Here is an 18,553-nt window from a genome sequence, read left to right on the forward strand (position 1 = left end):
GCCACGACTGACAGCGCTGTCCCGCAGGGGCCGAACCCGCCCCCTCGCGCTCGCCCTCCCGCTCGGCCGCCGCACGCGCGTGCGTGCCCGCAAGGCGGGGGACCCGCGGGACAGTTCGGGGCGGCCGGCCGGCGTCAGCCCAGCGCGGCCACCAGATCCCCGGCCGCCAGCGGCTCCAGACCGCAGCCGTCGGCCGGGCCGGGCAGCAGCCGGTACACCGCGCCGGTCGCGCCCTCCGGCGCCACCCCGCCGTGCACCAGCGCGAGCAACACGTGCTTCTTCGCGGCCGCTTCACCCGCACGCGTGTCGGCGTCCGCCGCGTCCGTCGCGGGCTCCCGCCGCTCCGGCGGCTCCAGGGCGCGCACCCGGGCGGCGAAGGCGGTGTCCGGTTCCCCTGCGTGGCGCCGGTAGTGCCACAGCTCGTCGACGGCGAGCCGGTCGGGTGCGCGCCGGACGACCAGCACCTCGTCACCGCGCGCCGCCGCGTGCCACACCGCGAGGTCCCACAGCGTCGTACGGCCGGACGCGAAGTACTGGAACAGGTCCCGGCCGACGCGGCCCAGGTCCTCGCCGTGCCGGTACACGTCGTGGAAGCCGTCGTCCGACGGCAGATGCAGGTCCGTCCACAGGAACGTGCGGTGGCGCAGGTCGACCAGCATCGGCACATGGATGCGCGAGTCGCCGACCAGGTCGTAGCGCTGGCGCACCGTGCGCGGGTGGTACCCGGCGCCGCGCGCCTCCTCGGCCGCCGACGGCAGCGCCATGAAGCCCGCGAACGCGTCGAGCAGCTCCTCGAACGGGATGTTGTTGAAGCTGAAGACGACCGGCACCGCGTACCGCACCCCCAGCTCGCCGAGTGCCGCGAGGTCCAGGTCGACGTACTCGGTCGCGCCGTCCGGTGCGGGTGCCGACGTCAGGTCACCGGAGTGGACGGCCCACCGCTCGCCGTACACCAGGTTCGTGTAGTCGCACAGGCCCGCGAACGCCCAGTCCTCGTCGTACAGGGCCACCGACAGGTCCAGGTCCACGCGTGTCTTCACGGGCTGCATCCAGTGCAGGAAGAGCCGCAGCACCGCGCCCTCGGGCAGCGGCTGGGTGCTGCCGCGCGGCACCGACACCAGCGCCTTGGCGGCGGTCCGCTCGGCGGCGGGCACCGCGAGCCCGGCGAGTGCCGAGTCGAGCACCGCCAGGTCGAACCGGGGCCGTTCGGCCAGGCGGCGCAGCGCCTCGGCCTCCAGCAGCGCGCACGCGCGCGTGGTGACCGCCTCGGCGAGCGGCGCCCGGGTGTCGTCGACCGTGAACGCGTGCGTCACCTGCCCGCGCGGGAAGAACACCCGCCGCTCGCCGGGCAGATGACGGATCCGCATCCGGCCCAGCGCGGCGAGCAGCGGCCCGGGGCCCGCCTTGGGCAGGACGCGGCGCAGTACCTCGGCGAACTCCTCGGGCAGCGTGTCGAGTTCGCGCAGCCGCAGCAGGTGGTCGAGACGGCGCAGCAGCTCGCCGGGTCGCTGCGCGAGGAGGGCCAGGGCGGCCTGTGCGTCCCGCTCGTGCAGCGCCTGCTCCACCCGCGCGCCCCAGGTGGCCGCCCGGATGCGGTCGCCCGCGACCCGTACGGCCCCCGGATGCTCGGCGGCCGTACGCAGCAGGGCCGCGCCCAGGGCGGTGCCGGCGGTGTCGGTACCGCGCAGCACGGCGAAGGCGAGGGCGGCCCGCGGGTGGCGGGTGTGCCGCTCGAAGGGGTGCAGGATCTCGGCGGCCCGCTTCCACGGGCCCGGGTGCCGCAGCACGTCCTCCACGAGCGACGGCACCGCCAGAGCGTCGAGCACGGCGAGCAGCCGGCCGCGCAGCGCGCGGGGCAGCGAGCGCAGCCGCGGCGGCTCCAGCAGATCCCCCTCGCCGCCCGACCACACGCACAGCAGGCGCAGGACGTCGGTCGCGGTGGTCAGATACGCGGCGAGCAGCTCGGTGACGGCCACGCGCGTGTGCCGGTCGGTCAGCAGCGTGCCCAGGACGAACGCCTTGGTCTCGCGGACCGGGATCTCCTCGGACAGCCAGCCGAGGTCCGCAGGGGCGTGCCGCAGCAGCACCCTCAGGTCGGCGCGGTCCTGCGGCGGCAGGGGAGTGCGGCGGGCCAGCAGCGTCCGCAGGGCGTGCACCGTGTCCGCCGCGCGGTCCGTGCCGAGCGCGAGCAGCTTCAGCGGACCGGCCGACACATCGCGCGGGCGGCGCGGCTCGACCGGCACCAGGAAGGGATCGGCGGGGTCGATCCGGCGGCGGCACAGCGGGCAGCCCGTGTAGTCCGCGCCGTCCCAGCAGGCGCGGCACACGAGGTGCGCGCACGGCGCCACCGGGTGCACGCTGCCCACCGTGCCGCACAGCACGCAGGGCTGCGCGGGCCACTGCAGCAGCAGCGTGAAGACCCGGTCGACGTACAGCTGGAACGTGTCGTCGGGGACGGAGACCGGGAAGCTGCGGAACAGCGGCATGTGGGTGCGGTCGGCGCCCAGTTCGGCGTCGACGTGCCCGATCAGCTGCCGGCCCGCGTTCCCGAGCCCTGCGGGTCCCAGCCAGGCCAGGGCCGCGCGCAGCTGCGCCGTCGGTGCGAATCCCCGGTCGAGCAGTTCGCCCTCCAGGGCGACGAGTCCTTCGGCCGTCGACGGATCGCCCGGGCGTGGTCCGGCCTGGTCGACGTAGACGGTACGGAGGCGGCGGAGCAGCACGGACGACAGTTCGGACAAGCGGATTCCCCCGACGGAAGGAAGGCGGCAGAAGGCCGAAAGAAAGTGGTCGAGGCGGAGGCGGAGAGTGAGCGCGCTGCAGATTCCAGGAAAGGGAGAGAAGGAAGCACGCTTGCGGAGCCGCCTCCGCGATCAGGAACAGTAGGGGGAGCGGGAGTTCGGGCGCCAGTTATTTTCCGCGCGGTGCGAGCAGCGCCCCCACCAGCGCCCGTACGGCGGTGACGAACAGCCGCTCCGTGTCCACGGGACGGGCCAGCGCACGGGCCAGGGCGGGGTCGTCACCGGAGGCCTCGGCGCTCCACAGCTCCTGCTCGCCGGGCCGCTGCACCGGGGCACGCTCACGGTTGCGCTCGACCAGCACATGACCGACGACCTGGAACTGCACCGCCCGCACGAACCCGGCGGCCCGGGCGCCGCGCAGCCCCGCCGCGTGCGCCTCGCGGACCAGGGCCTGCTGGGCGGGCAGGAACATCCGCTCGGTCAGCCCGCGCTCGTGCACCAGGGCCACCAGATGCGGATGGTCGCGCAGCTGCCGGCGCAGGGCGCGCGCCACGGAGACGACCCGCTGCTCGGGCGTACGCCCGACGGGCCGGATCTCACCGAGACCGGCCACGGTCCGCTCCACCAGCGCCTCCAGCAGGGCCTCGCGGCCCCCGACGTGCCAGTAGATCGAGGTGACGGCGGTGCCCAGCTCGGCTGCCAGCTTGCGCATCGTGAGCGCGTCCGGGCCGTGCTGCCGCACCAGCCCGGCGGCGGCCTGAAGGACCTCCTCCCGGCTGAGCGTCCCTCTCGCCATGATCCCTCCAACTCCGGTCCGTGCACGCGTATTTACCCCGCGTCCCGACTGCTGTAACTGTGTTACAGATGACGGACCGTCAGAAGAAGGGCGGCACGGCGTATGGCACGCGTACGGTACGGAGCACGGACCGAGGCAGAGATCGCCGCCACGCGCACCGCGAGCGCGCGGCTCCCCGACATCTGGTCCACCGGAGTGGTGGCCGTCTGGGAGACCGACCCGGACTCGGTCGCGGCTGTGCTGCCACCACCCCTGAAACCCACCGGCAGCCCGCTCGTCCGGGTGAACATCAGCAAGGTCGACCTGCCCGGATACCCGCTCGGCGCGGGCTCCTTCGCGGTCGCGGCCGCGCACGGCGAGGTCGAGGGCTGGTACCCGCTGGTGATGCCGATGACCCATGAACGCGCCCTCACCGGCGGCCGTGAGGTCTTCGGGGAGCCCAAGAAGCTCGGCGAGGTGACCGTCGAGCGCGACGGCCTCGTCGTACGGGCGGCACTGGCCCGGCACGGCATCGCCTTCGTGGAGGTGCGCGGTGCGGTGAGCGGTGAGCTGCCCCTCCCGGAGCCCTCGCGCAAGACCGACTTCTACTTCAAGTTCCTTCCTGCCGTGGACGGTTCGGGCTTCGACGGGGACCCCGTGCTGGTGCACTGCGTACGGCACGAGAAGGTGCGCCGGCTGGAACGCGTCACCGGGGACGTCGTGCTGCGCGAGTCCGGGTACGACCCCGTCGCCGACCTCCCGGTGCTGCGCCTGCGGGAGATCACCGTCGGCGAGAAGACCGGCGACCAGAGCGGCCGGGTGGCCGAACGGGTCGACGCGCAGGCCCTGTTGCCGTACGTCCACCAGCGCTACGACGACCCGCTCCAGGTCCATGACGGGCCGCCGGAAGGGAGTCGGTGATGGACCTGCGAGCGGGACAGGTCGCCGTCGTCACCGGGGCGGCGAGCGGGATCGGGCTGGCGATGGCGCGGCGGTTCGCGGCCGAGGGCCTGAAGGTCGTCCTCGCCGACGTCGAGGAGACGGCGCTGGACAAGGCCGCCGCCGACCTGCGCGCGGAGGGCGCCGACGTGCACGCGCGCGTGGTCGACGTCGGCGTGCGCGAACAGGTCCTGGAGCTGGCCGAGTCGGCGTACGAGACCTACGGGGCCGTACACGTCCTGTGCAACAACGCGGGGGTCGGCTCGGGCGCCGAGGGGCGCATGTGGGAGCACGAGCCGAACGACTGGCAGTGGGCCTTCGCCGTCAATGTGTGGGGGGTCTTCCACGGCATCCAGGCGTTCGTGCCACGGATGATCAAGTCCGGTCAACATGGTCATGTCGTCAACACGTCCTCCGGCGACGGCGGCATCGCGCCCCTGCCGACCGCCTCCGTGTACGCGGTCACCAAGGCGGCTGTCGTCACCATGGCCGAGTCCCTGTACGCCCACCTCAAGGCCGAGCACGCGCGCGTGGGCGCCTCCGTGCTCTTCCCCGGGCCGCACATGCTGCGCACCGGCCTGTGGGAGTCGCACCGCAACCGGCCCGCCCGCTACGCCAAACAGCGCCCCAGGAAGACCCCGTACCGCAGCCTCGACCAGTGGGAGTCGGCGATGCGCGCGGCCGGCCGGGAGGTCCGCTTCACGCCCGTCGAGGAGGTCGCCGAGCTGGTCCTGGACGGCATCCGCGCCGACCGCTTCTGGCTGCTGCCGGCGAGCGAGCACAGCGACGCCCAGATCCGCGCGCGGGCGCACTCGATGCTGGACCGCGCGAACCCGTCGTATCTCGAAAGCTTCATACTCGATTGACCGGGAGGCTGTTGTGGCCGGCCAGGACCCGTACCTGATCATCTCCTCCGACTGCCACGCCGGGCTGCCCACCGAGCAGTACCGGCCCTACCTGGAGTCCCGATTCCACCGGGACTTCGACGAGTTCCTCGCGGGCCGCGAACGGCGCCGCGAGGAGATGACCCGGCTCGGCATCCGCAACGAGGCGTTCGCGGCCAAGTGGTTCCAGGACAACGAGGAGGGCCTGCGCGGGGGCTGGGACGCCGCACAGCGGCTGAAGGAACTCGACGGGGACGGGGTGGCCGCGGAGGTGGTCTTCCCGGACGCCGACGCCGTGGACAGCCAGACCGCCGCGCCCTTCGGCGTGGGCCTCGGCCTCTCCGGGGACCACGACCCGGAGCTGGGCATGGCGGGCGCCCGGGCACACAACCGCTGGCTCGCGGACTTCGTGTCCGAGAACCCCGAACGGCACTGCGGCGTGGCCCTGCTGCCGGTCACGGCCGAGGTGGCGAAGGTGGTCGCCGAGATCGACCGTGCCAGGGAGTCCGGACTCGGCGCTCTGATGATCCCCGCCCTGTGGGGCGACAAGGAGCCGTACCACGACCGCCGGTACGACCCCGTCTGGGCGGCGGCCGCCGAGTGCGGGATGCCCGTGCTGACGCACTCCGGATCGGCGCCGCGCCACGAGTACGGCGACCATCTGGGGATCTTCGTCAGCGAGGTGACCTGGTGGCCGGCCCGGCCGCTGTGGTTCCTGCTCTGGTCCGGTGTCTTCGAACGCCACCCCGGACTGCGGTTCGGGGTCGCGGAGTCGGGCTGCTGGTGGCTGCCGAACCTGCTGTGGTTCATGGACCGCCTCTACCTCGGCGCCCACGGCGGCAAGAAGCTCTCCCCGTTCCAGGAGCTGAAACGCCCGCCGCACGAGTACCTCGACCGGCAGATCTTCGTCTGCGCCACCAACACCAAGCGCCGCGAACTGGCCCAGCGCTACGAGATCGGCGTCGACAACATCCTCTGGGGCAGCGACTTCCCGCATCCCGAGGGCACCTGGCCCGACACGCGCGCGTGGCTGCGGCGCACCTTCCACGACATCCCGGTGAGCGAGACACGCCGGATGCTGGGCCTCGCGGCGGCGGAGGTCTTCGGCTTCGACGTGCACAGGCTGACACCGCTCGCCGAGCGCATCGGCCCCACCCCCGCGGACCTCGGCCAGCCGGCCGACCAGGCGGCCGTGGAGGCGTCCTGGGCGCGCTCGCGCGAGGTGGGCCGGCACTGGCTGACCGACCACGACTTCCCGACGCTGGGAGTGACACAGTGAGCGACCGGTACACGGTGATCTCCGCCGACTGCCATGCGGGAGCCGATCTCCTGGACTACAAGCCGTACCTGGACAAGCGCCACCACGACGACTTCGACGTCTGGGCGGCCACCTACGTCAACCCGTACGAGGACCTGCTGGCCGACTCGGCCGACCGGAACTGGAACTCCGAGCGGCGCCTCGCGGAGCTGGAGGCGGACGGGATCGTCGCGGAGGTGATCTTCCCGAACACCATCCCGCCGTTCTTCCCGTCCGGCTCCCTGATGGCCCCGCCCCCGAGCGCCGAGGACTTCGAGCGGCGCTGGGCCGGTCTGCGCGCCCACAACCGCTGGCTCGCGGACTTCTGCGCGGCCGCGCCCGGCCGCCGCGCCGGTGTCTTCCAGATCCTCCTGGGCGACGTCGAGGAGGCCGTCAAGGAGATCAGGTGGGCCGCCTCGGCGGGCCTCAAGGGCGGCCTGATGCTGCCCGGCACCCCGCCGGGCTCCGGCCTGCCCGAGCTGTACTCGCGCACGTACGACCCGATCTGGGCCGTCTGCTCGGAACTCGGCGTCCCCGTCAACCACCATGCGGGCTCCGCCTCCCCGCCCCTCGGCGACGAACCGGCCGCCCGCGCGGTCTTCATGGTCGAGACGACCTGGTTCTCCCACCGCGCGCTGTGGCACCTGGTCTTCGGCGGGGCCTTCCGCCGCCACCCCGGGCTGCGGCTGGTGCTGACCGAGCAGGGCTCCGGCTGGATCCCCGGAGTCCTCGACATGCTGGACTACTACCACGGCCGCCTGGTCGCGGCCGCCTCGAAGGCCGACACCGCCGAGGCCAAGTTCGGCGCCGGTCTCGCCGCGAGCATGGGCGAGGCGCCGTCCCGGGTCTGGCACGAGCACTGCTTCGTCGGCGCCAGTTTCATGCGCCCGCACGAGGTGCAGCTGCGCGACCGCATCGGCATCGACAAGATCATGTGGGGCAGCGACTACCCGCACGACGAGGGCACCCACCCGTACACCCGCGAGGGCCTGCGGTTCGCCTACCCGGGCGTCCCGCGCGCGGAGCTGGCGGCCATGCTCGGCGGCAACGCGGCCCGCGTCTACGGCTTCGACCTGGACCTCCTGGACCCCATAGCGGCGAAGGTCGGCCCGACGGTGGCCGAGCTGGCCGAGCCGCTGCGGGAGCCGCCGGCGGACGCGACGAGCCCGGTGTTCGCGACAGGAGCGTCGGTACGGGTCTGGTGACGGCCGGGGTGCGATCCTCCCTGCTGTGACGGAACCAACCCATGACGAGGCGCACGACGGTGCGCTCGGCACCCGCCTGAACTGGCTGCGGGCGGCCGTCCTCGGCGCGAACGACGGCATCGTGTCCACCGCCGGACTCGTCGTCGGCGTGGCCGGTGCCACGGACTCCCGCGCCGCCCTGCTCACCGCAGGCCTGGCCGGCCTGCTCGCCGGGTCCATGTCGATGGCGGCGGGCGAGTACGTGTCGGTGTCGACGCAGCGCGACTCGGAGAAGGCCGCGCTGGCCCTGGAGCGGCGGGAGCTGAGCGAACAGCCCGAGCTGGAGCTGGAGGAGCTGACCGGGCTCCTCCAGGAGCGCGGGCTGTCCCAGGAGGTGGCCCGCGAAGCCGCCGAGCAGCTCACCGCACGGGACGCGCTGAGGGCACACGCGCGCGTGGAACTGGGCATCGACCCGGACCAGCTGACCAACCCCTGGCACGCGGCCTGGGCGAGCTTCCTGGCCTTCACCGTGGGCGCTCTGCTGCCGCTCCTCGCGATCGTCCTGCCGCCCGCCGCCTGGCGGCTCCCGGTCACCGTGGTCTGCGTGCTGGCCGCGCTCGTCCTCACCGGGTGGAGCAGCGCCCGGCTGGGGGCGGCCGACCCGAGGCGCGCGGTGCTGCGGAACGTGGCGGGCGGGGCGCTCGCCATGGCGGTGACGTACGGGGCGGGGACACTGCTGGGCGCGGCGGGCGTGTAGCGGACCCGCCCGCACCCTGGTCACCCGGCCCCCCGCGGCCACGGCGTACCGTGAAGTGCGCTCGACCACCCCCTGAGCGCCCTGCACGAAACCCGCACGAGAAGGACCCTCGCCATGCGCGCCACCACCATCCACGCCCCGTACGACATGCGCGTGGAGAACGTCCCCGAGCCCGTGGTGCAGCTGCCCACCGACGCCGTGGTGCGGGTGCTGCGCGCGTGCATCTGCGGCAGCGACCTGTGGGCGTACCGGGGCGAGGCGGCCCGGCAGCCGGGACAGCGCATCGGGCACGAGTTCCTCGGCGTCGTCGAGGAGACCGGCTCCGAGGTGAGCACCGTCCGGCGCGGTGACCTGGTGGTCGCGCCCTTCATGTGGTCCGACGGCGTCTGCGACTACTGCCGCGAGGGCCTGACGACCTCCTGCGAGCACGGCGGATTCTGGGGCTCCGTCGGCTACGACGGCGGCCAGGGCGAGGCGGTGCGCGTGCCGTTCGCCGACGGCACCCTCGTCCAGCTGCCCAAGGAGGCGGCCTCCGACGACCACCTGCTGTCCGCCCTGCTGACCCTCTCCGACGTCCTCGGCACCGGTCACCACTCCGCCCTCGGCGCGGGCGCCCGCCCGGGCGCCACGGTCGCCGTGGTCGGCGACGGCGCGGTGGGCCTGTGCGCGGTGCTGGCCGCCAAGCGGCTGGGCGCCGAGCGGATCATCGCGCTGGGCCGGCACGAGGTCCGCACCGACATCGCGCGCCGCTTCGGCGCCACCGACGTCGTCGCCGAGCGTGGCGACGAGGCCGTCGAGGCCGTCCGCGCCCTCACCCGTGGCCAGGGCGCGCATGCCGTCGTCGAGGCCGTCGGCACCGAGCAGTCCATGCGGACGGCCGTGAACATCACCCGCGACGGCGGCGCGATCGGCTTCGTGGGTGTCCCGCACGGCAGCGGCACCGGCCTGGACCTCGGCGTCATGTTCGACCGGAACATCGCCCTGCGCGGCGGTGTCGCGCCGGTCCGCGCCTACATCCCCGACCTGCTGCCCGACGTCCTCGACGGCACGATCGACCCCTCGCCGGTCTTCGACATGACCGTCGGCATCGAGGGCGTGCCGGACGGCTACAAGGCGATGGACGAGCGCACCGCCCTCAAGGTGCTCGTCACCAACGACCTGTGACCCGCCAGGGCCTGTCGCCCTAGGACCAGCGGATCGGTAGCGGCAGCGCCGTGAGCAGGCCCGAGACCACGACCACCGCGCCCAGGGCGACCACCTCGGCCCGCGCGGGCACCTGGGCGGTCAGCGGGTCGGCCGCCCGGCTCAGCCGGATCCGCGCCCACAGGGCGAGCACGGCGACGACGGCGACCAGGATCACCTTGGCCAGCAGGGTGCGTCCGTACGCCGTCGTCGTCAGCTGGTCCAGGATCGTGGCCGCCGGCATGCGCCGCAGCGAACTGCACACGCCCGTCGCCGTGAGGGCCGCCAGCAAAGCGGCGGCCACGCGCGCGTAGCGCCCCAGCAGCGCGGCCCCGGCCGCGTCGCCCCGCCACAGCCTGACCGTCCGCAGCGCGTGCGGCAAGCCGCCCGCCCACAGCGTCGCGCAGGCCAGATGCACCAGCGTCAGACCCGAGCCGACCAGCGGACCGTGCTCGGTCGTGGGGTGGGCGCGCAGCGCCTCCGCGACCACCACCGCGGCCAGCGGCCACACCTGGGCCGCCGGGCGGCGCGATCGCGCGCACAGTGCCGCCAGCAGGAAGGCGTTGACCTCCAGCAGCGCCAGCCTGCCGTCGCGGGAGTCGTACAGGCCGCCGACGTCGATCTGGCCGAGACTGTGCGGGACCAGATTGCCGGTGGAGACGACCGAGGCGAGGGCCAGCGCGGCCAGGAACCCCGCGCCCGTCGCCAACCGGGACCAGCTGCACGGCCGTTCGGCCGGGGCATCGGGCAGGCGCCGGGCGAGCCGCAGCACGAGCAGCTCGCCCAGCGGGACGCACAGGGCGGCGAACAGCACCCCGCGCAGCAGCGCGATGCCGCCCACGCCGGGAGCGGCGGCCTCCCCGGTGCCGTGCAACGCGGCGGACGGGCCCAACAGCGGGACCAGGGCGGCCAAGGCCGCCAGGACCAGGACGGCGACGGCCCGTCCGGTGCCGGACCGGCGCGCCGGTCCGTTCGCGTCGGCGGCGTCGGCACCCGGTCGTATCAAGGTCACCCCGTGATCTTCGCCAGCCGTCACAGAACCGGGCAAGTCCCGGAAAACAACTGGGGCTACGGCATTCCACCCATAGGTACGTTTCCGGCCGCCCGCGCACTCACCTCCATGCGGCCGGGTCCGAACCCCACGGCACCGGAGGCCGTGCCCAGTCGGCGGGGCCGCCCGTGAAGGACACCGGGGGCAGGGCGTGCCGCAGCCGGCCGAGCGGGCTGTCCGTCTCGGCCAGCCAGGCGTCCGGTCCCTCGTACGTGAAGCCGTTCGTGGCCCGGTCGGGCCGGATTTCGTCCGTCAGCCAGCGTGCGGTCCGGGCGAGTGCCAGCCGGACGAGCCGGCTGCCTCCGTCGTACGACTGCTCGGTCACCGCCCGCAGTACGGCGGCCGCCAGCAGATAGCCGGTGCCGTGGTCCAGGGCCTGCGCGGGCAGCGCGCCGGGCTGCCCGGCCGACCCCTCGGTCGCCGCGATGCCGGTCGCGACCTGCACCAGGCTGTCGAAGCCGCGCCGCCCGCCCCAGGGCCCGTACGCGCCCCATGCCGACACCTGCGCCACGACCAGTCCGGGACGCCGCTCGGCGAGCGCCCGCGGGGAGAGCCCGAACCGGTCCAGGGCGCCCGGCCGGTACCCGGTGACCACGACGTCCGCCGAGGCCAGCAGCTCCTCGAAGGTGTTCCGGTCGGCGGTGAGGTCGAGCGTCGCCGACCGCTTCCCGAAGCCCGTGTCGGCGTGCTGGTCGGTGAGTTCGGGCAGGTGCGGGGCGTCCACGCGCAGCACGTCCGCGCCGAGCAGGGCCAGCGTCCGGGTGGCGACCGGCCCGGCGAGCACCCGGGTCAGGTCGAGGACGCGGAGCCCTGCTGCGGGCAGCAGGGGAGCGGTGGCCGCATCGAGCGCGGGGAGCACGCGCGCGTGCACCGGCTCCAGCCGCTCCCGCTCGACCAGGGGCCGGGCGGCCACCTCGGCGGCCTGCTCGTGCGCCGCCCACTGTTTCGGGGTACGCAGCGCCACGGCGAGACCGCCGGCGCCGCACACCGTCTCCTCCACCTCCAGCGCGGGAAGTTCGGTGAGCCGGGCGGCCACGTCCTCCACCGAGGCGTCGGCCGGCAGGCCGAGCGCGCCGAGCAACCGGGCCCGGTGGTGCGGGTAGTTGGCGTGGGTGCGCACCCAGCCGTCGGCCGTCCGCCAGAACCGCGACAGCGGCGCGAAGACGACCGGCGCCCGCCCGTCGACCTGCAGCAGCCGCTCACTGTGGAAGGCGGCGGCGACCGCACCGTCGTCCACCCGGACCTCCGGCACCTCGGCGAGCCCCGCCCGCCGCGCCCCCAGCTCGGCGGCGGCCAGCGCACACGCGCCGACGCACGCGCGCGCCAGCCGCCGTACGGGGAGGCGCGCCGCAAGCGCGCCCTCCCGCACCACGGTGGTGACCCGCTCGGCAGGGCCGGGACCGCCGCCCACGACGGACCATGCGTACTTGATGTCAGTCATGACTGCACTATGCAGTATTGACTGAATCAATACATGGAGGGAGGGTGGAGGTCCCTACTGGACCGCGCGCAGCGCGTTGACGACACCGAAGCCGTAGAAGCCGTTGACGCGCTTGCCGCCGACGCAGGTCGCGTCCACGACGCCGTCGCCGTTCCCGTCGTACGGGTCGCTCGGGCAGCCGGGGTTGTCCGCCTGGGCCTTCAGCAGGGCCTGCAGTTGGGCGGGGGTGGCGTGCGGGTGAGCCGACTTCAGCAGCGCGGCCACGGCGGCCACATGCGGGGAGGCCATCGACGTGCCCTGGAGGAAGCCGTACTCGTTGTTCGGCAGCGTGGACAGGATGCGGCCGTTCTTCGACGGCGTGTCCGGGATCTGGTACTTGTCGCCGCCCGGCCCCGCCACGTCGACGACGCCCTGGCCGTAGCTGGAGTAGTACGACTTGGTGCCCTTGACGCCCACCGCGCTCACGGTGACCACACCGGGCAGCTGGGTCGGCACGTCGAAGCACTCGTGCGGATCGATCGTCCGGTTCGTGGCGGTGGAGTCGTCGGGGCTGGAGGTGTCCACGATCGCGTCCGCGTCGAGGTCGTGGTTGGAGTTGCCGGCCGACGCCACATTGAGCGTGCCCTTGCGCTGTGCGTACAGCTGGGCCCTGTTGACCGCGTCAACGATGGCACGTTGATCGGGGTCGTCCATGCAGTTGTACAGCCATGGGTCAACGTAGTAGCTGTTGTTGGTGATCTCGATGCCGTGGTCCGCGGCGAACACGAAGGCGCAGACCACGCTTTCGGGGTAGAATAGCGAGTTCGCGTCCGGCTGGGCCACGGTGATGCTCGCGACCTTCACCCCGGGCGCCACACCCGCCACGCCTATGCCGTTGCGGGCCGCGGCTATCTCGCCCGCCACATGCGTGCCGTGGTAGTGGTCGGCGTCCACCGGCCGCCAGGAGCCGTACGTCGTGTCCGCCTTGCCGCTCACGCAGTTCGCCGACTGGGACGCGGAGAAGTTCGGGGCGATGTCCGGGTGGGTGTCGTCGACGCCGGTGTCGATCACGCCGACGGTCACGTTCCTGCTGCCCGGGTTGATCGTCGCGGCCTTGTCGGCGCCTATCGCCCGCAGATCCCACTGGTCGGCCTCAAGGGGCTCCTGACCGGCCGCCGCATCCTCGGCGAGCTTCGCGGCCTCCGCCTTCGACAGGACCTGCGCCGCGCCCTCGTCCGTCGTGCCCGCGGCGGTCAGCGGAGCGGTCCGCGTGGCACCCGCCGACTGCACTCCGCGCACGGCGCGCATCTGCGGGCCGAAGTCGGGGTTCGCGGAGTGGGCGACGATCACGCCGATCCGGTCGTAACTCTCCACGACGGTGCCACCGTTGCGGGTGATGGCCTGCTGGACGGACTCGATCGTGTGGCGGTCCGTGCCGGTGTTGACCACGTAGGCGAGGTTGGGGCCGTCCGCCGCCCGCGCCGCCGTGGCCGCGGGGGTCGCCGCCGAGGCCGCCGTCGGCAGGAAGCCGAGCGAGGCGGTCAGCGACAGAACGACCGGCACGGCGAGCGCGAGCCGGCGTCTGGAGCGCAGATGAGCCATGGGATCTCCACATCATCCGGATACAAAACCGCCCGAGACACAGGTGGTGCTCGGGCAGGTACATGACGGGTGGTGCAGGGCGAAGCTATCTCCCGGGGCTGATCTCCGAAAGGGTCAGGAGGACTTGAACCGCTCCGCGCGTGGCGCCGTGACCGTGGACGGAGGGCCCAGCAGGATCGTGCCCCCCGCCAGGATCACTCAAGGGAGTCAGTCAGTGACTCCCTGTAACGTGATCCACGTCCCTGTGAGGTCAGAAAGCGCATGTCCGTGACGCGAGGAGACTCCGTGGCTACCGAGACACCGCCCCCTGCGAAATCCCAAGCCCACCTTCCCTCCACCGAGGAGTTCGCCGAGGTGCAGCAGAGCGCGGAGTTCGGTGAACTGCGCCGCTCCCACCGCTCCTTCGCCTTCCCCCTGACCATCGCCTTCATCGCCTGGTACCTGCTGTACGTCCTGCTCTCCAACTACGCGGGCGACTTCATGGGCACCAAGGTGGCCGGCAACGTCAACGTGGCCCTCGTCCTGGGCCTCGCCCAGTTCCTCACCACGTTCCTCATCGCCTGGTGGTACGCGCGGCACGCCGCGGCCAAGCTCGACCCCAGGGCCGAGGCCATCAAGTCCCGGATGGAGGGCGGCGCATGAGCCCCGCACAGCACACCCTGCTGGCCGCCGGCGAGGCGAGCGAGCACCGCCCGCTGATCATCACCCTGTTCGCGGTGTTCGTTGCCGCGACCCTCGTCATCACGGTCTGGGCCGGCCGGCAGACCAAGGACGCCGCCGACTTCTACGCCGGCGGCCGCCAGTTCACCGGCTTCCAGAACGGCCTCGCCGTCTCCGGCGACTACATGTCCGCCGCGTCCTTCCTCGGCATCGCCGGCGCCATCGCCCTCTTCGGCTACGACGGCTTCCTCTACTCCATCGGCTTCCTCGTCGCCTGGCTCGTCGCCCTGCTCCTGGTCGCCGAACCACTGCGCAACTCCGGCCGCTACACGATGGGCGACGTACTGGCCTACCGGCTGCGCCAGCGGCCCGTCCGTACCGCCGCGGGCACCTCGACGATCGTCGTCTCGATCTTCTACCTGCTGGCCCAGATGGCCGGCGCCGGCGTCCTGGTCTCGCTGCTCCTGGGCATCACCAGCGACGGCGGCAAGATCGGCATCGTCGCCCTGGTCGGCGTCCTGATGATCGTGTACGTCACCGTCGGCGGCATGAAGGGCACCACCTGGGTCCAGATGGTCAAGGCGGTGCTGCTGATCGCGGGCGCCCTGCTGCTCACCTTCCTGGTGCTGCTGAAGTTCCACTTCAACGTCTCGGACCTGCTCGGCAAGGCCGCCGACAACAGCGCGAAGGGCTCCGCCTTCCTGGAGCCCGGCCTGAAGTACGGGGCCACCGGCACCACCAAGCTGGACTTCATCTCGCTCGGCATCGCCCTGGTCCTCGGCACCGCCGGCCTGCCGCACATCCTGATCCGCTTCTACACGGTCCCGACGGCCAAGGCCGCCCGCAAGTCCGTGATCTGGGCGATCGGCCTGATCGGCGCCTTCTACCTGATGACCCTCGCCCTCGGCTTCGGTGCGGCCGCGCTGATCAAACCGGACGAGATCATCGCCTCCAACAAGGCGGGCAACACCGCAGCCCCCCTGCTCGCGCTGCACCTCGGGGGAGTGAACTCCAACTGGGGAGCGATCCTGCTCGCCAGCATCTCAGCGGTCGCCTTCGCCACGATCCTCGCGGTCGTCGCCGGCCTGACCCTGGCCTCGTCCTCGTCCTTCGCGCACGACATCTACGCCAACGTCATCAAGAAGGGGCAGGCCACCGAGAAGCAGGAGATCAACGCGGCCCGCTACGCGACCGTCGGCATCGGTGCCGTCTCGATCGTCCTGGGAGCCCTCTCCCGCGACCTGAACGTCGCCGGCCTGGTCGCCCTCGCCTTCGCGGTCGCCGCCTCCGCAAACCTGCCGACCATCCTCTACAGCCTGTTCTGGAAGCGGTTCACCACCTCGGGCGCCCTCTGGTCGATCTACGGCGGCCTGGTCACCGCGGTCGGCCTGGTGCTGTTCTCGCCGGTGGTGTCCGGCAAGCCGACCTCGATGTTCCCCGACGTGGACTTCCACTGGTTCCCGCTGGAGAACCCCGGCATCATCTCGATCCCCGTCGGCTTCCTGCTGGGCGCCGTGGGCACCCTGCTGTCGAAGGAGGTCCCGGACGCCGGCAAGTACGCGGAGCTGGAGGTGCGGTCCCTGACCGGGACCGGAGCGCACTGAGCTTCGTACGGAGGGCCGCGTCGTCCGGGACTGTACGGTCCTACGACGCGGCCGCGTCGTACCTCGTAAGATCAGGCTGCTGTCGATGTCAGTCGTCTCACGTAGGCTCGCAGGTGACGGAAAATGAGTGCTGCGGATCGAGGGAGGGGCCCCACGTGCTCATCGACACCTACGGCCGAGTGGCCACCGACCTGAGGGTCTCGCTGACCGACCGGTGCAATCTGCGCTGCACCTACTGCATGCCCGAGGAAGGCCTGCAGTGGCTCGCCAAGCCCGACCTGCTCACGGACGACGAGATCGTCCGCCTCATCGACATCGCCGTCCGCCTGCTAGGCATCGAGGAGGTCCGCTTCACCGGCGGCGAGCCCCTGCTGCGCCCCGGCCTTGTGGGCATCGTCGAGCGTGTCGCGGACCTCGCCCCCCGCCCCCAGATGTCCCTCACGACGAACGGCATCGGCCTCAAGCGCACCGCTGTCGCCCTGAAGGCGGCCGGCCTGGACCGGGTCAACGTCTCCCTGGACACCCTGCGCCCCGACATCTTCAAGGTCCTCACCCGCCGCGACCGCCACAAGGACGTCATCGAGGGCCTCGAAGCCGCCCGCGCCGCCGGCCTCACCCCGGTCAAGGTCAACACGGTCCTGATGCCGAGCCTGAACGAGGACGAGGCCCCGGACCTGCTGGCCTGGGCGCTGGAGCACGAGTACGAGCTGCGCTTCATCGAGCAGATGCCGCTCGACGCCCAGCACGGCTGGAAGCGCGAGAGCATGGTCACCGCCGGGGACATCCTGGCCTCCCTGCGCACCCGCTTCGACCTCACCCCCGAGGACGCGGACGAGCGCGGCGCGGCACCGGCCGAGCGCTGGCTGGTGAACGGCGGCCCGCAGCGGGTCGGCGTGATCGCCTCGGTCACCCGGCCGTTCTGCGCGGCCTGCGACCGCACCCGCCTCACCGCCGACGGCCAGATACGCACCTGCCTGTTCGCCACGGAGGAGACCGACCTCCGCGCGGCCCTGCGCTCCGGCGCCCCCGACGAGGAGATCGCCCGCATCTGGCGCCTGGCGATGTGGGGAAAGAAGGCGGGAGCGGGCCTGGACGACCCGACCTTCGTCCAGCCGGACCGACCGATGTCCGCCATCGGCGGTTAGGACTCTTCGGGGGCTTCCCAGTCCTCGAACTTCACCACGTCCTTGAGGAACCCCCGGACCCCGAGGAACTGCGAAAGATGCTCGCGGTGTTCCTCGCAGGCGAGCCACGTCTTGCGCCGCTCCGGCGTGTGAATCTTCGGGTTGTTCCACGCCAGCACCCACACGGCATCGGCACGGCAGCCCTTGGCGGAGCAGATGGGGGTCTCGTCACTCACAGGTTCGTCACTGGTTCCGTATCACAGAGCCCCCGTAAACAAGGCGACGCCGAGCAGCCACGGGGGGAGCTGCCCGGCGTCGGTCCGTCGCTCCGACGGGGGATGCGGAGCGCGTACGCAGTATGTCACGGGTCACCCGTCGCCCGGCACTGGAACTGCACGATTGATCTGAGCTTTTCTTGAGCTTGACACGGAGCCGCCGGCAGTGGCCGCCGCGTCCGCCGTGGTCACGCCCCTTCGGGCCGCTCGGACTCCGCCCGTGCCGTCTCCTCCTCCGCGCGTGGCGGCGCGATCATCGGCCGCGTCGGTGCGGTGATGAAGGTCGACGGAAGATTGGGCGGCCGCTCCCGGCCCGCGTTCGCGATCACCACGGCGACATAGGGGAGGAGCGCACCGAGCACCAGCGCCACGACGGCGACGTACCGTTCGACGTTCCACAGCGAGGCCGCGAGGATCACGGAGAGGGTGCGGATCGTCATCGAGATGACGTACCGCCGCTGCCGGCCCCGCACGTCCTCGGCCAGCCCCGTCCGGGCGCCGGTGATCCGGAACACCTGGACGCCGCCACCGTGCTGCTTGCGCATCACACTCCACCATCCGCCCGCAGACCGACCAGGACACCTCCACGTTACGCCGCGGCCGCACGGCCGACGAGACCGGGTCCCCTCCCTGCCTGCGCGAACGTCCTCGGCCCTGCCACCGAGGGGTGAACCCGACGTGCGCCGTACGGCGCACGGACCCAGACTGACCGTAGTGCTCACGTCGAGCCGTACGAGGAGGCAGCCATGGGCTGGTTGTGGGCGATCATCGTGGGATTCGTACTGGGCCTCATCGCGAAGGCGATCATCCCGGGCAAGCAGCACAGCCCCCTCTGGCTGACCACCATCGGCGGCATCCTCGGCGCCGTCGCCGGCAACGCGATCGCCGCCGCGCTCGGCGTGGCGGAGACCCGCGGCATCGACTGGAGCCGGCACGCCTTCCAGCTCATCGCCGCGATCATCATCGTCTTCGCCGTGGACCGGCTCTACATGGCGACGCTGGGCAAGAAGAAGCAGCAGGCCGTCTGACGGCGGACACAGCGAAGGGCGGCCCCGCTTCGA

17 protein-coding genes are annotated in these 18,553 nt (G+C 72.5%); 10 read left to right on the forward strand and 7 right to left on the reverse strand.

Features of this window, described 5'->3' with window-relative positions; all coding sequences use genetic code 11:
• Positions 1-134 precede the first annotated feature (134 nt).
• Together ACFY3C_RS15945 and ACFY3C_RS15950 are read right to left on the reverse strand one after the other, a co-directional pair.
• Positions 135-2,738: an MXAN_6230/SCO0854 family RING domain-containing protein gene (locus tag ACFY3C_RS15945; protein ID WP_390771119.1), complete on the reverse strand. Its 2,604-nt coding sequence runs from the start codon at positions 2,736-2,738 to the stop codon at positions 135-137.
• Positions 2,739-2,907: 169 nt separating this feature from the next.
• Positions 2,908-3,534 (reverse strand): TetR/AcrR family transcriptional regulator, encoded by a 627-nt coding sequence (locus ACFY3C_RS15950; RefSeq protein ID WP_390771120.1) that lies wholly within the window; start codon positions 3,532-3,534, stop codon positions 2,908-2,910.
• Between the two features lie 102 nt (positions 3,535-3,636).
• On the opposite strand from ACFY3C_RS15950, the gene ACFY3C_RS15955 reads away from it, so the two are divergent.
• The 6 genes from ACFY3C_RS15955 (at position 3,637) to ACFY3C_RS15980 (ending at position 9,738) form a co-directional block, all read left to right on the forward strand.
• A complete protein-coding gene (locus ACFY3C_RS15955; protein ID WP_390771121.1) occupies positions 3,637-4,434 on the forward strand; it encodes an acetoacetate decarboxylase family protein in 798 nt (265 codons plus the stop codon).
• A complete protein-coding gene (locus ACFY3C_RS15960) occupies positions 4,434-5,318 on the forward strand; it encodes an SDR family NAD(P)-dependent oxidoreductase (RefSeq protein WP_390771122.1) in 885 nt (294 codons plus the stop codon). The genes ACFY3C_RS15955 and ACFY3C_RS15960 overlap by 1 nt, the downstream gene beginning before the upstream one ends.
• A 13-nt stretch (positions 5,319-5,331) precedes the next feature.
• Positions 5,332-6,615: an amidohydrolase family protein gene (locus tag ACFY3C_RS15965; protein WP_390771123.1), complete on the forward strand. Its 1,284-nt coding sequence runs from the start codon at positions 5,332-5,334 to the stop codon at positions 6,613-6,615.
• Positions 6,612-7,838, forward strand: a complete 1,227-nt coding sequence (locus tag ACFY3C_RS15970) for an amidohydrolase family protein (protein ID WP_390771124.1) — start codon at positions 6,612-6,614, stop codon at positions 7,836-7,838. Before ACFY3C_RS15965 ends, ACFY3C_RS15970 begins: the two co-directional genes overlap by 4 nt.
• A 25-nt stretch (positions 7,839-7,863) precedes the next feature.
• A complete protein-coding gene (locus ACFY3C_RS15975) occupies positions 7,864-8,574 on the forward strand; it encodes a VIT family protein (RefSeq protein ID WP_386573918.1) in 711 nt (236 codons plus the stop codon).
• Positions 8,575-8,688: 114 nt separating this feature from the next.
• Complete coding sequence (locus tag ACFY3C_RS15980) at positions 8,689-9,738, forward strand: zinc-dependent alcohol dehydrogenase family protein (RefSeq protein ID WP_386573917.1); 1,050 nt, start codon at positions 8,689-8,691, stop codon at positions 9,736-9,738.
• A 19-nt stretch (positions 9,739-9,757) separates the two neighbouring features.
• On the opposite strand, the gene ACFY3C_RS15985 is transcribed toward ACFY3C_RS15980, so the two are convergent.
• The 3 genes from ACFY3C_RS15985 to ACFY3C_RS15995 form a co-directional block, all read right to left on the reverse strand.
• A complete protein-coding gene (locus ACFY3C_RS15985) occupies positions 9,758-10,768 on the reverse strand; it encodes a CopD family protein (protein WP_390771125.1) in 1,011 nt (336 codons plus the stop codon).
• 100 nt (positions 10,769-10,868) lie between these two features.
• Positions 10,869-12,248 (reverse strand): CoA transferase, encoded by a 1,380-nt coding sequence (locus ACFY3C_RS15990; RefSeq protein WP_390771126.1) that lies wholly within the window; start codon positions 12,246-12,248, stop codon positions 10,869-10,871.
• A 54-nt stretch (positions 12,249-12,302) separates the two neighbouring features.
• Positions 12,303-13,829: a S8 family serine peptidase gene (locus ACFY3C_RS15995; RefSeq protein WP_390771127.1), complete on the reverse strand. Its 1,527-nt coding sequence runs from the start codon at positions 13,827-13,829 to the stop codon at positions 12,303-12,305.
• Between the two features lie 285 nt (positions 13,830-14,114).
• Here ACFY3C_RS15995 and ACFY3C_RS16000 point away from each other — a divergent pair, with 285 nt between their 5' ends.
• The 3 genes from ACFY3C_RS16000 (at position 14,115) to moaA (ending at position 17,238) form a co-directional block, all read left to right on the forward strand.
• Complete coding sequence (locus ACFY3C_RS16000; RefSeq protein WP_386573913.1) at positions 14,115-14,471, forward strand: DUF485 domain-containing protein; 357 nt, start codon at positions 14,115-14,117, stop codon at positions 14,469-14,471.
• Entirely contained in the window at positions 14,468-16,093 is a 1,626-nt protein-coding gene (locus ACFY3C_RS16005) for a cation acetate symporter (RefSeq protein ID WP_386573912.1), read from the forward strand. Before ACFY3C_RS16000 ends, ACFY3C_RS16005 begins: the two co-directional genes overlap by 4 nt.
• A gap of 155 nt (positions 16,094-16,248) precedes the next feature.
• The gene (gene moaA / locus ACFY3C_RS16010; protein ID WP_390771128.1) at positions 16,249-17,238 is read left to right on the forward strand and encodes a GTP 3',8-cyclase MoaA; all 990 of its coding nucleotides are present in this window, start codon (positions 16,249-16,251) and stop codon (positions 17,236-17,238) included.
• Here moaA and ACFY3C_RS16015 read toward each other — a convergent pair.
• Positions 17,235-17,453 carry a hypothetical protein gene (locus ACFY3C_RS16015; RefSeq protein WP_386573910.1) on the reverse strand — a complete coding sequence of 73 codons (219 nt, stop codon included), beginning with the start codon at positions 17,451-17,453 and terminating at the stop codon, positions 17,235-17,237. The two genes, moaA and ACFY3C_RS16015, sit on opposite strands and share 4 nt — an antisense overlap.
• A 227-nt stretch (positions 17,454-17,680) precedes the next feature.
• A complete protein-coding gene (locus tag ACFY3C_RS16020; protein ID WP_386573909.1) occupies positions 17,681-18,037 on the reverse strand; it encodes a DUF3099 domain-containing protein in 357 nt (118 codons plus the stop codon).
• 201 nt (positions 18,038-18,238) lie between these two features.
• Here ACFY3C_RS16020 and ACFY3C_RS16025 point away from each other — a divergent pair, with 201 nt between their 5' ends.
• Positions 18,239-18,520 carry a GlsB/YeaQ/YmgE family stress response membrane protein gene (locus tag ACFY3C_RS16025; RefSeq protein WP_386573908.1) on the forward strand — a complete coding sequence of 94 codons (282 nt, stop codon included), beginning with the start codon at positions 18,239-18,241 and terminating at the stop codon, positions 18,518-18,520.
• Positions 18,521-18,553 lie beyond the last annotated feature (33 nt).

It is taken from the genome of Streptomyces sp. NPDC001410, assembly GCF_042895235.1.
In the GTDB taxonomy this organism is placed as follows: domain Bacteria; phylum Actinomycetota; class Actinomycetes; order Streptomycetales; family Streptomycetaceae; genus Streptomyces.

What these genes read in the sequence shown, in the direction of transcription:
- ACFY3C_RS16025 (WP_386573908.1), top strand. Translation starts at nt 18,239, where the DNA reads ATGGGCTGGTTGTGGGCGATCATCGTGGGATTCGTACTGGGCCTCATC.
- ACFY3C_RS16020 (WP_386573909.1), bottom strand. Translation starts at nt 18,037, where the DNA reads ATGCGCAAGCAGCACGGTGGCGGCGTCCAGGTGTTCCGGATCACCGGC.
- ACFY3C_RS15980 (WP_386573917.1), top strand. Translation starts at nt 8,689, where the DNA reads ATGCGCGCCACCACCATCCACGCCCCGTACGACATGCGCGTGGAGAAC.
- ACFY3C_RS15960 (WP_390771122.1), top strand. Translation starts at nt 4,434, where the DNA reads ATGGACCTGCGAGCGGGACAGGTCGCCGTCGTCACCGGGGCGGCGAGC.
- ACFY3C_RS15995 (WP_390771127.1), bottom strand. Translation starts at nt 13,829, where the DNA reads ATGGCTCATCTGCGCTCCAGACGCCGGCTCGCGCTCGCCGTGCCGGTC.
- ACFY3C_RS15950 (WP_390771120.1), bottom strand. Translation starts at nt 3,534, where the DNA reads ATGGCGAGAGGGACGCTCAGCCGGGAGGAGGTCCTTCAGGCCGCCGCC.
- ACFY3C_RS16005 (WP_386573912.1), top strand. Translation starts at nt 14,468, where the DNA reads ATGAGCCCCGCACAGCACACCCTGCTGGCCGCCGGCGAGGCGAGCGAG.
- ACFY3C_RS15990 (WP_390771126.1), bottom strand. Translation starts at nt 12,248, where the DNA reads ATGACTGACATCAAGTACGCATGGTCCGTCGTGGGCGGCGGTCCCGGC.
- ACFY3C_RS15955 (WP_390771121.1), top strand. Translation starts at nt 3,637, where the DNA reads ATGGCACGCGTACGGTACGGAGCACGGACCGAGGCAGAGATCGCCGCC.